This window comes from Enhydrobacter sp. (genome assembly GCA_025808875.1).
GTDB lineage: Bacteria > Pseudomonadota > Alphaproteobacteria > Reyranellales > Reyranellaceae > Reyranella.
Genome location: CP075528.1, coordinates 5,130,047 through 5,142,260 on the forward strand (window position 1 = coordinate 5,130,047; position 12,214 = coordinate 5,142,260).

A 12,214-nucleotide genomic window follows, 5' to 3' on the forward strand; every position below is an offset into this window, starting at 1 on the left:
CAGAGGAGACGAGCCCACCATGCCACAGCAGCCCGTCCGCATCGCCCCGTCGATCCTCTCGGCGGATTTCGCCGCGCTCGGTGCCGAGATCGCCGCCGTGACGGAGGCGGGGGCCGACTGGATCCACGTCGATGTGATGGACAACCACTTCGTGCCCAATCTGACCATCGGGCCGATGGTGGTGAAGGCGTTGCGCAAGCACAGCCAACGGCCGTTCGACGTCCACCTCATGGTGACGCCCGTCGACCCGCTGGTGCCGGCGTTCGCCGAGGCGGGCGCCGACATCATCTCCTTCCATCCCGAGGCGGGGCCGCATGTGCATCGTACGCTGCAGTTCATCAAGAGCCTGGGCAAGAAGGCCGGGGCGGTGTTGAATCCCGCCACGCCCCTGGCGGCGATCGAGCATGTCCTGGGCGATCTCGATCTGGTGCTGGTGATGAGTGTCAACCCCGGCTTCGGTGGTCAGGCCTTCATCGAAAGTCAGCTCGCGAAGATCGCCGCGCTGCGCAAGGCGATCGATGCGCTCGGCAAGCCGATCGACCTCGAGGTGGATGGTGGCGTCAATGCCGAGACGGCTCGGCGCTGCATCCGGGCGGGTGCCGACGTTCTGGTCGCCGGCACCGCCGTCTTCGCCGGCGGGCCGACGAAGTACGCAGCGAACATCGCCGCCCTCAAAGAGGGCAGCCGGCGTCCAGGCTAGAGGGATACTTCGCCCGCGAGCATCGGCACGCAGTCGCCGCCGACGCTGGCGCGAATCCCGTCGCTGGCCAGGCGGGCAGTGCAGGCGAGCAGGCTCGGTCGGCCCATCTCGACACCCTGCACGATCTCGTAGCGCCGCTCGCTGTCGGAAGTGAGGGACAGGAGCAGGGCGGCCAGCGAAGTGGCGGCGCTGCCGGTCGCCGGATCCTCGACGGTGCCGGAGAGAGGGGAGAACATCCGGGCGCGGAGGCGTTCGCCGCCGCGGGCGTAGAGGTAGATCGAGAGTCGGCCGCCGCCCATGTCGCCGAAGCTTGCGACGGCGTTGCGGAAGCTCTCCAGGTCGGGCGCGGCTCGCCCGAGCGCCTCACCCGTCACCTCGGCGATCAGGAAGGGATTGCCGACGGACGCCTCGATCGGCGCGTGGTGCAAGATGACGATGTCGGTGTCCGCCAATCCGACGCAGGGCGCCAGCAGATCGACTGTCATCTTGCGCCCGAGCGACAACGGCTGCGGCGCGGCGATGACGATGCGCCTGCCTTCGGCGCGCACCTCGACGAGGCCGGCGATCTCCTCGAAGCGCAGCACCCCGTCCTTGGCGCCCCCCTGCTGTGTCAGCACCCAGCCCGTGCCGACATTGGGATGGCCGGCGAACGGCATCTCCGCCTTGCGGTTGAAGATGCGTACACGCGCGGTGTTGGCCGGATCGGTGGGCGGCAGCACGAAGGTCGTCTCACTGAGATTGAACTCGGCGGCGAGCGATTGCATCTCGGCGTCGGACATGCCGCGCGCATCCGGGAACACGGCCAGCGGATTGCCTCCGAAGCGCCGGGTGGTGAAGACGTCGACGGTGACGAAGGTGAAGCGGCGCATGGATCCACTACACCAACTCGACGCCGATCTCCTTCGCGATGCGGCGTAGAGCGTGGATCGAGCGCGCGGTGGCCTCGCGACCATTGTCGAAGCAATGAGTCTCGATCGTCGCGAGAACCTCGGGTACTTCCACCTTGCTGAGCAGCTTGAGGAGCAGGTCGGACCAAGGGATGTCTCCGTCGCCAAGCGGCACGGAGCGATTGGTCGTCAAGTCGCGGTCCTTCAGATGGAGGGCATCGACCATCGGTGCGAGGTAGGCGATGTCCTCCTCGCTCGGTGGCGCTCCCATGGCCCAGCTGTTGGCGATGTCGATCAACGGCCTGAGATGCTTGGGCGGCTCTTCCCGATCGTTCACATGCGCAAAGAACCGTGCCAGTTCGGCGATCGTGCCGATGTTGCAGACCGGCTCGTTTTCGAGTTCGACCGGCATGTCGAAAAGATGGCCGTAGCTGGTCATCTGTGCCACTGCCTGGTCGAGATGCTTGGGGACGAAATTGGGGTAGCGAAGAAAGCTAAAGGTTCTCACCCTCTGGGCGCGCAACACGATGGCAACGTCGAACGCGTAGGCAATCGGGTCTTCGGCAGGACAGTCGTCCGGATCGAAGGCGAAGTCGACCTTCTCGGGGAGCGGCTGACCGACCTTGGGTTTGCGGCGAGGCCACTTCAGAATCGGGGAGACATAGGTCGGCACTTCGATGCTGGCCGCCTCCAGCGTGGTCGCGATGGCGTTGACTTCGTCGATCTTCATGCCGAGCAGATTGCGACGATCGACCGTGCGCATGTCGAGACGGCGAATATCGTGCTCCTTGCAGAACGAGATCATCTCGGCCAGTGAAGGACCGATTTCATCACCGACGACCGAGAGGGCAAGACGGGGCAGTGTCATGCGCCGAATGTACTACGACACGCGGAGTTTGGGTAAAGTGTGAGCATGGAAGATTCAGCCCTGTTCGTCGGTACAGGCGAGGCCGACCAGTACCTTCTGCTGAAGTACGCCAACCGCCACGGCCTGATTGCCGGCGCAACGGGCACGGGCAAGACAGTCACCCTGCAGACCCTCGCGGAGGGATTTTCGGCGCACGGCGTGCCGGTGTTCCTGGCCGACGTGAAGGGCGATCTCTCCGGTATCGGACGGCCCGGCGCCGACCATCCGCGCGCCGTCGAGCGCGCGAGGCTTCTCAAGATCCGCGACTATGCCGGGCGGGGCTTTCCGGTTCGGTTCTGGGATCTGTTCGGGGAGAAGGGGCACCCGATCCGCACGACCGTGAGCGAAGTGGGGCCGGTGCTCATGGCGCGGCTGCTGCGGCTCAACGAGACCCAGGAGGGCGTCCTCAATATCGCCTTTCGCGTCGCTGACGAGAAGGGATGGCTGCTGCTCGACTACAAGGACCTGCAGGCCATGCTGCAATGGCTGGCCGCCAATGCCGCCGAGTTGACGACCGTCTACGGCAACGTGGGTCGGCAGACGGTGGGCACCATCCAGCGGCAGCTGTTGATCCTCGAGCAGCAGGGCGGCGCCCGCCTGTTCGGCGAGCCTGCACTCGATCTCGCCGATATGATCGCGTGCGATCCGGCCGGCACCGGCTACGTCAACGTGCTGGCCGCCGACCGACTGATGCGGAGTCCGCGCCTCTACGCGACCTTCCTGCTGTGGTTGCTGTCGGAGTTGTTCGAGAACCTGCCCGAGGTCGGCGATCCGGACAGGCCGAAGTTCGTCTTCTTCTTCGACGAGGCCCATCTGCTGTTCGACGGTGCTCCGAAGGCGCTGCTCGAGCGCATCGAACAGGTGGTGCGTCTGATCCGTTCCAAGGGCGTCGGAGTCTATTTCGTCACCCAGAACCCGCTCGACATCCCCGAAACCGTGCTCGGCCAGCTCGGCAATCGCGTCCAGCACGCCCTGCGCGCCTTTACGCCCAAGGACCAGAAGGCGGTCAGGGCGTCCGCCGAGACCTTCCGGCCCAACCCACAGTTCAAGGCGGCGGAGGCGATCCTCGAACTCGGCGTCGGCGAGGCGCTGGTCTCGTTCCTGGATGGGAAGGGCATTCCGACTCCGGTCGAGCGCGCGATGATCGCGCCGCCGCGCGGCCGCATCGGCCCCCTGACGGAGGCCGAACGCGGCGCATTCCTCGCGGCGAGCGTCCTGTCCGGCAAGTACGACACCATCGTCGATCGCGAATCGGCGCATGAGGTGCTGACCGGACGGATGGCCACGGTCGAACCCGAAGTGCCCGCAGCGGGAACGTCTTCGGTCCCCGATCCGAAGACCCGCGTCCCGGGCGGTCGGCAACGCGATTCGATCGGCGTCACGGTGGTGAAGGCGGCGAGCCGCAGCATGGCGACCATCGCCGCGCGCGAGGCGGCCAAGGCGGTGTTCGGGCGGGGCCGCGCCGCCAGCATTGGCGCCAGTGTCGGCGGTGCCATCCTGCGCGGCGTACTTGGGTCGATCCTGCGGCGGTAGCTATGCCAGCCGGTCGAGTTCCCTGACGATGGCGTCGCCCATTTCCTGGGTGCCGACCTTCTTCGTGCCCTCGGTCTTGCCGACCATGAGATCGCCGGTGCGGTAGCCCGCGGCCAGCACGTTCTCGACCGCCTGCTCGACGAGGTCGGCTTCCCTGCCGAGATCGAACGAGTAGCGCAGCATCATGGCGTAGCTGAGCGTCTCGGCGATCGGATTGGCCAGTCCTTTGCCCGCGATGTCGGGCGCGCTGCCGTGGATCGGCTCGTAGAGCGCCTTGCGGCGGCCGGTCGCGTCGGGGGCACCGAGCGAGGCTGACGGCAGCAAGCCCAACGAGCCGGTCAGCATCGAGGCTTCGTCCGACAGGATGTCGCCGAACAGGTTGTCGGTGACGATGACGTCGAACTGATTGGGCGAGCGCAGCAGTTGCATGGCGAGCGCGTCGGCGTACATGTGCTCGAGCTTCACGTCGGCGTACTGCTCCTTGTGCAGTTTGGTCGCCTCCTCGCGCCACAGCACGCCGGTGTGCATGACGTTGGCCTTCTCCGCCGAGAGGACCTTGTTCTTGCGCTTGCGCGCCAGCTCGAAGGCGACGGCGCAGACCCGGCGGATCTCGCCCGCGGTGTAGCGTTGCGTGTCGAAGGCCTCGACCTCGCCCTGGGCGTTGGTGTGCCGGCCGCGCGGCTCGCCGAAATAGACGCCGCTCGTCAGCTCGCGGATGATCATGATGTCGAGGCCCTTGACGATCTCGGGCTTGAGCGAGCTCGCATCGACCAGCGCGTCGAACACCTTGGCAGGTCGCAGGTTGGCGAACAGATCCATCTCCTTGCGCAGCCGCAGGAGGCCGCGTTCGGGCTTCTTGCTGAAATCGGCCGTGTCCCACTTCGGCCCGCCGACCGAGCCGAACAGCACCGCGTCGGCCTCCAGCGCGAGCTTCATCGTGTCGTCGGCAAGCGGCACGCCGTGCTTGTCGAGGGCGGCGCCGCCCACCACGTCTTCCTTGATGTCGAACCCGACGGCGCGCTTCTTGCCCATCCAGGCAATGATCTTGCGCACCTCGTTCATGACTTCGGGGCCGATGCCGTCGCCGGGCAGCATCAGCAGATTGCGGTTTGACGCCATTGCTTCAGATCTTTCGGATGTTGCGCGCTATTCCGCGGCGTGCAGCCAGGGCTGCGCTTCCTTTTGCTTCTTCTCGAAGGCATCGATGTCGGACGCCTTCTCCATGGTGAGGCCGATGTCGTCGAGGCCGTTCAGCAGGCAGTGCTTGCGGAAGGGGTCGATGTCGAAATGCACCGTGCCGCCGTCGGGCCCCTTGATCTCCTGTTTCTCGAGGTCGATCTCGATCACGGCGTTGGAGCCGCGGCTGGCGTCGTCCATCAGCTTGTCGATGATCTCCTTCGGCACCTTGATCGGCAGGATGCCGTTCTTGAAGCAGTTGTTGTAGAAGATATCCGCGAATCCCTCGGCAATGACGCAGCGGATGCCGAAATCGAGCAGCGCCCACGGTGCGTGCTCGCGGCTCGAGCCGCAGCCGAAATTCGGCCCCGCGACCAGGATGCTGGCGTTCTGGTAGGCCGGCTGGTCGAGGATGAAGTCCTTCTTCTGGCCGTCCGCTGTCCAGCGCATCTCGTAGAACAGCCCGTCCTTCAAGCCGGTGCGCTTGATGGTCTTCAGGAAGTTCTTGGGGATGATCATATCGGTGTCGACATTGACCATCGGCAGCGGTGCGGCGACGCCGCGCAGCGTCGTGAATTTTTCCATGGCTCCCTCGCGAAACGCCGGAATAAACGGGCTTTCCGACCGGTCGTCAAGCCATGGCGGCGGATGTCACAGTCGGCTCAGTCGAGTGGCCAGTTCCTGGTTCGCCCGCGTGGCAATGCCTGGGATGAGAAAAGCATCGACGATCCACCAGATGGCGATGACGGCGATGCCCAGGAGGCCGACGCCGATGAACACGGTGACCCAGGAAATCACCGAGATGATGGCCATCGCGACACCGCTTCCCGTCTGGCCCAGATAGAAGCGGTGGACGCCCAGGGCGCCCAGGAAGAACCACAGCAGATAGGCGATGCCGGTCGACTTCTTCGAAGCATCGTACTGCATGAGACGTGCGGCATCGGATCCGGGCGACGGCGGCGGCGCCCGAACATTGCTCGAATCGGTCATGGATGTCTCTCCCCGCTGTCGGCAGCCTAGGCGCGAAGGCTAGGCGATGGCAACAACCGAGACCGGATCAGCCGAAGCCCCATCCGGCCGTGTCGGGCATGGGCTGCCGGCGGCTCAGGTTGTTCAGGCCCTTGACGCAGCGCACCACCAGCCACACGGCGGTGAAGAGCAGGATCAGGAACCCGATGAAGAAGAACGAAGTGATCACGCCCACGATCGCCATCACCAGGCCGCGCCAGAAGGTGGCGACCTGGAACTCGAAATGCGAGCGATCAACCGGGTCGGTGGCGGTCGGTCTGTTCAGGTAGGCGATGACAATGCCGACCAACCCCGCGGGCGCAATCACCAGCGCCAGCAGGTACAGGAGGTAAACGAGCTGAGGCAGGTTGCTGAACAGCCCCTGACCGTCGATCAGCGCAGGGGGCCTCGGTTCGTTCATCGCACCTTCACGACGAGGGTGCTGGCGATCATGTCGTGCAGGCCGCGCTTGCGGTCGGTGAAGGCGACCATGATGAAGCCGATGCAGAGGATGAGCGCCGAGAGGAGCTTGGCGAAGTAGCGGCCGGAGGCGCGGCCGAAGCTCAACCGCTCGCCTTGATCGGTCACGACCCTCAACCCGACGGCCATCTTGCCGAGCGTGGCGCCCCGCTCCGAACTCTCCATCAGGGCGAAGTAGAGCCAGCCGATGATGAGAGAGCCGACATTCACTGTCGGGTCGAAGGCGGTCTTCTCGCCGCCGAACATGTCGACGCCGAGGAGACTCGCCAGTATGGCGCTCGCGCCGCCGAGCAGGATCGCATCGATCAAGTACGCGACGACACGAATCCAGAAGCCGCCATAGGAGACGGCGGCGGAGCCGGAGCCGGAAGCGCCGGCATTCCATACCGGCGGCGGCGGCGGAGCGGCCGGACCGGAACCGGGAACGTTGGCCATGGCGTTCTCCCCATTCTTGCAAAAGAAATCGGGCGGTGCATTGCTGCACCGCCCGTCACGATACCACTCCCCGGCGGAACCTCGCTATTGGAAGTCGCGCACATCTGCCAGCGTGCCGCGGATCGCCGCTGCCGCGGCCATCGCCGGACTGACGAGATGCGTACGTCCACCGCGGCCCTGGCGGCCCTCGAAATTGCGATTCGAGGTCGAGGCGCAGCGTTGGCCGGGCTCGAGCCGATCGGCGTTCATGGCGAGGCACATGGAACAGCCCTGCAGGCGCCACTCGAAACCGGCCTCGAGGAAGATCCTGTGCAGCCCTTCCTTCTCGGCTTCCTGCTTCACCAGCCCGGAGCCCGGCACGACCATTGCCGAGACTCCGGGAGCCACCTTGCGGCCGCGTGCGATTTCGGCGGCGGCACGCAGATCCTCGATGCGGCCGTTGGTGCACGAGCCGATGAAGACCCGATCGATCGGAATGTCGACGAGCTTCGTGCCCGGTGTCAGCCCCATGTAGGCCAGCGACCGTGCCCACGCCTCGCGCCGGTTCTCGTCGGGTGCATTGGCGGGGTCGGGCACGACGTCGGTGATCGGCAGCGCGTCCTGCGGGCTGGTGCCCCAGGTCACCATCGGCGGGATGTCCGCCGCGAGAAGGTCGACCTGCGTATCGAACGTGGCACCCTTGTCGGTCGGCAGCCGCCGCCACTGGCCGAGCGCCAGGTCCCAGGCACCGCCTTTCGGTGTATGGGGTCGGCCTTCGAGATACTGGAACGTCGTCTCGTCGGGCGCGATCAGGCCGGCGCGCGCGCCCGCCTCGATCGACATGTTGCAGACAGTCATGCGGCCTTCCATCGTCAGCTCGCGAATCGCGCGGCCGGCATACTCGATGACGTAGCCGGTGCCGCCCGCGGTGCCGAGCCTGCCGATGATGGCCAGGATGACGTCCTTGGCGGTGACACCGAGCGGCAAGCTTCCCTCGACGGCGACGCGCATGCTCTTGGCCGGCTTCTGGATCAGCGTCTGGGTGGCGAGCACGTGCTCGACCTCCGACGTGCCGATGCCGAAGGCAAGTGCGCCGAAGGCGCCGTGCGTGGAGGTGTGGCTGTCGCCGCAGACGATGGTCATGCCGGGCAGGGTCAGGCCCTGTTCGGGCCCGATGACGTGCACGATACCGCGGCGTGGGTCGTCGAGGCCGAAGTAGGGCACGCCGAACTCGGCGACGTTCTTCTCCAGCGTCTCGACCTGGGTGCGCGATTCCGGATCCTCGATCCCCTGGCTGAAATCGGTGGTCGGCGTGTTGTGGTCGGCGACGGCGATGGTGGCGTCCGTACGGCGCACGCCGCGGCCGGCCATGCGCAGCCCCTCGAAGGCCTGCGGGCTTGTCACCTCGTGGACGAGGTGACGATCGATGTAGAGCACGCAGGTGCCGTCGTCCTGACGATGCACGACATGCGCATCCCAGATCTTCTCGAACAACGTCCGCGGCGGCGGCGGTGGCGGCGTGGCCGATTTCTTGCGGAACGCCATGGCGCGCCTACTTCTTGCCGCCGCCCTTGGCGGCGCGGACGTTGCCCTCGGACTTGGGCTTCTCCTTCTTGAGCTTCTCGCGCCGCGGCCGCTTCGCCGCCTCTTCGGCCTGCTCGGCGATCAGTTCGCGCTGGGCCTCGACGTCCTCGGCGATACGGCTCGCCTTGCCGCGCAGGTCCCGCAGGTAGTAGAGCTTGGCGCGGCGCACCGTGCCCTTGCGTACCACCTCGATCTCCCAGATGCCGGGACCATAGAGCGGGAAGACGCGCTCGACGCCCTCGTTGAAGCTGATCTTGCGCACCGTGAACGAGGAGTTCACCCCGGCGTTCTTGCGCGCGATGCAGAGGCCTTCGTAGACCTGAAGACGCTCGCGGTTGCCTTCCTGCACCTTGACGTGCACGCGCAGCGTGTCGCCCGGTTCGAAACGCGGCACCGGCCGTTCGGCCTGCACCTTGTCGATCGTCGCTTGGCCGACCGTGTCGAGAATGTTCATCGTATCCGTCCTTTCGTCACTTCTCTTCGTTCGCCTTCGCGCTCCGCGCCGCCCACAGATCGGGCCGTCGCCGCCGCGTGATCTCTTCCCGCTGCTTCATCCGCCATTCGCCGACCTTGCCGTGATGGCCCGATACCAGGATCTCCGGCACGCGCCGTTCGATCCCGTCGGGCCCGGCCCAGGCTGCCGGGCGGGTATAGTGCGGGTACTCCAGCAATCCGTCCTCGAAACTCTCCTCGCTCGCCGACGCGGGTTCGCCCATTACACCGGGCAGCAGCCGCACACAGCAATCCATCACAGCCATGGCCGCGATCTCGCCGCCTGAAAGCACGAAATCGCCGACCGAAATCTCCTCCAACGCGTGGGCCTCGATGACACGCTCGTCGACGCCCTCGAACCGCCCGCACACCAACACCACACCCGGACCCGCCGCCAGCTCCCGCCCGCGCGCTTGCCGGAACGGGCGCCCGCGCGGGGACAGCAGCAGCTTCGGCACGCCGGGCTCGGCGACCGCCTCGATCGCCGCCGACAGCACGTCGGGCTTCATGACCATTCCGGCGCCGCCGCCGAACGGCGCGTCGTCGACCGTGCCATGGCGATCCCTGGCGAACCGCCTGATGTCGATCGCCTCCAGCGACCAGCGCCCTTCCCTCAATGCCTTGCCGGCCAGGCTTTCGCCCAACGGTCCTGGAAACATCCCCGGAAAGAGCGTCAGCGCCGCTACTCTCCACATCCTGGGCGCCACACGTTGCCTCACGCCTCCTTCGCTTCTCCGCCGGCCAGCAGACCGGCCGGCGGATCGACCACAACCTTGCCGCCCTCGACATCAATCTCGGGCACGGCCTCGTCGGTGAACGGCAGAACCACGCCACCCGACACTTCCATCACCGGTCCGGCGCCGAAATCGTGGAAGGCGACCACCTTGCCCCATTTCCGTCCGTCCCGCCCGACCGCGGCGAGACCGATCAGGTCCGCCTCGTACCACTCCCGCTCGCCCGTCGCCGGCAGGGCGCTGCGCAACACGTAGAGCCGCAGGCCCCGCAACGCTTCGGCCGCCGTGCGATCGGCTACGCCCTCGATCCGGGCGAGCACCGCGCCGCGCGCGACGCTCAGAACCTCGACCCGATACTCCTTCCTTCCTGTCTCGTCCGACAGCTTGCCGTATGCGCCGATCGCGGTCGGATCCTCGGTGTAGCTCTTGATGCGCACCAGACCGCGCACGCCGTGCGGTGCCGCCACGACACCGAGCAGGACGCGGTCCGCACGCATCAGCCGGCTGCCGCCTCCTTGGCGTCTTCCGTCGGCGCTCCGTCTCCGGCCGCGGCGGCCTTCATGCGCTCCTGCGCCTTGGCACGCGGCTGGTTCTTTTTGGTCTGCTCGCGGCGTTCGCGCGGCTTCATCATTTCCGCTTGGGCCAGGAACTTGGCGACCCGATCCGACGGCTGCGCGCCCACCTTCAGCCAGTGCGCGATGCGCTCCTTGTCGAGGGTCACGCGCTGGGCGTGTTCGCGTGGCAGGAGTGGATTGTAGGTGCCGAGCTTCTCGATGAAGCGGCCGTCACGCGGGCTGCGCGAATCGGCCACGACGATGTGGAAGAACGGCCTTTTCTTGGCGCCGTGACGGGTCATGCGGATGGCTAGCATTCTGTCTCCTTCACAATTTCATCGCGGGAAGCCGGCCGGAGGCATCATGCCCCCGAGGCTGCGCATGAATCCTTTCTCTCCGAGTTTGTTGACGCGTTTCATCATCTTCAGCATGTCGGCGTGCTGCTTCAGGAGCTTGTTGACGTCCTGGACCTGCACGCCGGAGCCCTTGGCGATGCGCTTCTTGCGCGAGGCGTGGATGATGTCGGGGTTGCGCCGTTCCTTGGGCGTCATGGCGAGGATCACCGCTTCCTGACGCTTGAGCTGGCTCTCGTCGACCTTCGCCTTCGACATCGCGGCCTTGGCCTGCATGGCGCCAGGCAGCATGCCCATCAACCCTTGCAGGCCGCCCATCTTGCGTAGCTGGCGTAGCTGGGAGAGCAGGTCGTCCATGTCGAACTGGCCCTTGCGGACCTTGGCGGCGAGCTTCTCGGCGTCTTCCTTCTCGATCGTCTCGGCGGCGCGCTCGACCAGCGAGACGATGTCCCCCATGCCGAGGATGCGGCCGGCGATGCGGTCCGGGTGGAAGGGCTCGAGTTGGTCGAATTTTTCACCGACGCCGATCAACTTCACCGGCCGGCCGGTGACGGCGCGCATGGAAAGCGCCGCACCGCCGCGCGCGTCGCCATCGACGCGGGTCAGCACGATACCGGTGACGGCAAGCCGCTCGTTGAACGCCTTGGCGACATTGACCGCGTCCTGGCCGGTCATGGCGTCGGCGACGAGTAGCGTCTCCTTGGGCTGGGCGAGCTCGGAGATCTGCTTGACCTCCGCCATCAATTCCTCGTCGATGGCGAGACGACCCGCCGTATCGAGGATCAATACGTCGAAGCCCTCGCGTCGCGCCGTCTCGAGCGCGCGCCGGGCGATGGCGAGCGGCATCTCGAGCGGCACGATGGGCAAGGTCGGCACGCCGGTCTGCTCGCCCAGCACCTTGAGCTGCTGTTGCGCGGCGGGGCGTCGCGTGTCGAGCGACGCCATCATCACCTTGCGCTTCGCCGCGAAGGTGCCTTCGAACATCCCGGCCGCCATGCCCTGCGGGCCCTGGCTCAAACGGTAAGCGATCTTGGCCGACGAGGTCGTCTTGCCTGATCCCTGCAGGCCGACCATCAGGATCACGACAGGCGGGATGGCGTTGAGATCGAGATCGGCGACCGTGCCGCCAAGCATCTCGACCAGGTGGTCATTCACGATCTTGACCACCATTTGTCCCGGCGTGACCGAGCGGATCACGTCGGCGCCGATGGCCTTCGGTCTGACTTCGTCGATGAACTGGCGCACGACCGGCAGGGCGACGTCGGCCTCGAGCAGCGCCGTGCGCACTTCGCGCAGGGCCGCGTCGACATCGGACTCCGAGAGCGCTCCGCGCCCACGCAGCCGGTCGAAAACGTCGCCCAGTCGTTTGCTCAGACCCTCGAACATGCCCTT

15 protein-coding genes are annotated in these 12,214 nt (G+C 66.3%); 2 read left to right on the plus strand and 13 right to left on the minus strand.

Going from position 1 to position 12,214, the window contains the following annotated elements:
• Window positions 1-19 precede the first annotated feature (19 nt).
• Window positions 20-700, plus strand: coding sequence for a ribulose-phosphate 3-epimerase (locus KIT25_25405; GenBank protein UYN95302.1), 681 nt, complete (start codon window positions 20-22; stop codon window positions 698-700).
• Here the strand turns inward: KIT25_25405 and KIT25_25410 are convergent.
• Window positions 697-1,569, minus strand: coding sequence for a PhzF family phenazine biosynthesis protein (locus KIT25_25410; GenBank protein ID UYN95303.1), 873 nt, complete (start codon window positions 1,567-1,569; stop codon window positions 697-699). The genes KIT25_25405 and KIT25_25410 overlap by 4 nt on opposite strands.
• A 7-nt stretch (window positions 1,570-1,576) precedes the next feature.
• Window positions 1,577-2,455, minus strand: coding sequence for a hypothetical protein (locus KIT25_25415; GenBank protein UYN95304.1), 879 nt, complete (start codon window positions 2,453-2,455; stop codon window positions 1,577-1,579).
• 45 nt (window positions 2,456-2,500) lie between these two features.
• On the opposite strand from KIT25_25415, the gene KIT25_25420 reads away from it, so the two are divergent.
• Window positions 2,501-4,027 carry a DUF853 family protein gene (locus KIT25_25420; GenBank protein ID UYN95305.1) on the plus strand — a complete coding sequence of 509 codons (1,527 nt, stop codon included), beginning with the start codon at window positions 2,501-2,503 and terminating at the stop codon, window positions 4,025-4,027.
• Here the strand turns inward: KIT25_25420 and leuB are convergent, their stop codons facing one another.
• From leuB to ffh, 11 genes are all read right to left on the minus strand, one after another.
• Window positions 4,028-5,146 carry a 3-isopropylmalate dehydrogenase gene (gene leuB / locus KIT25_25425; protein UYN95306.1) on the minus strand — a complete coding sequence of 373 codons (1,119 nt, stop codon included), beginning with the start codon at window positions 5,144-5,146 and terminating at the stop codon, window positions 4,028-4,030.
• 27 nt (window positions 5,147-5,173) lie between these two features.
• Complete coding sequence (leuD, locus tag KIT25_25430; protein UYN95307.1) at window positions 5,174-5,788, minus strand: 3-isopropylmalate dehydratase small subunit; 615 nt, start codon at window positions 5,786-5,788, stop codon at window positions 5,174-5,176.
• A 66-nt stretch (window positions 5,789-5,854) separates the two neighbouring features.
• The gene (locus KIT25_25435) at window positions 5,855-6,193 is read right to left on the minus strand and encodes a TM2 domain-containing protein (GenBank protein UYN95308.1); all 339 of its coding nucleotides are present in this window, start codon (window positions 6,191-6,193) and stop codon (window positions 5,855-5,857) included.
• Between the two features lie 67 nt (window positions 6,194-6,260).
• Window positions 6,261-6,632, minus strand: coding sequence for a hypothetical protein (locus tag KIT25_25440; protein UYN95309.1), 372 nt, complete (start codon window positions 6,630-6,632; stop codon window positions 6,261-6,263).
• A complete protein-coding gene (locus tag KIT25_25445) occupies window positions 6,629-7,126 on the minus strand; it encodes an RDD family protein (GenBank protein UYN95310.1) in 498 nt (165 codons plus the stop codon). The genes KIT25_25440 and KIT25_25445 overlap by 4 nt, the downstream gene beginning before the upstream one ends.
• Window positions 7,127-7,210: 84 nt before the next feature.
• On the minus strand, window positions 7,211-8,650 hold the full coding sequence (gene leuC, locus KIT25_25450) for a 3-isopropylmalate dehydratase large subunit (protein UYN95311.1): 1,440 nt from the start codon (window positions 8,648-8,650) through the stop codon (window positions 7,211-7,213).
• 7 nt (window positions 8,651-8,657) lie between these two features.
• Window positions 8,658-9,143, minus strand: a complete 486-nt coding sequence (gene rplS, locus KIT25_25455; protein ID UYN95312.1) for a 50S ribosomal protein L19 — start codon at window positions 9,141-9,143, stop codon at window positions 8,658-8,660.
• A gap of 16 nt (window positions 9,144-9,159) precedes the next feature.
• On the minus strand, window positions 9,160-9,876 hold the full coding sequence (trmD, locus tag KIT25_25460) for a tRNA (guanosine(37)-N1)-methyltransferase TrmD (GenBank protein ID UYN98064.1): 717 nt from the start codon (window positions 9,874-9,876) through the stop codon (window positions 9,160-9,162).
• Window positions 9,877-9,896: 20 nt separating this feature from the next.
• Complete coding sequence (rimM, locus tag KIT25_25465; GenBank protein ID UYN95313.1) at window positions 9,897-10,412, minus strand: 16S rRNA processing protein RimM; 516 nt, start codon at window positions 10,410-10,412, stop codon at window positions 9,897-9,899.
• Window positions 10,412-10,786, minus strand: coding sequence for a 30S ribosomal protein S16 (gene rpsP, locus KIT25_25470; GenBank protein UYN95314.1), 375 nt, complete (start codon window positions 10,784-10,786; stop codon window positions 10,412-10,414). The genes rimM and rpsP overlap by 1 nt, the downstream gene beginning before the upstream one ends.
• Window positions 10,787-10,804: 18 nt before the next feature.
• A complete protein-coding gene (ffh, locus tag KIT25_25475; protein UYN95315.1) occupies window positions 10,805-12,208 on the minus strand; it encodes a signal recognition particle protein in 1,404 nt (467 codons plus the stop codon).
• Window positions 12,209-12,214 lie beyond the last annotated feature (6 nt).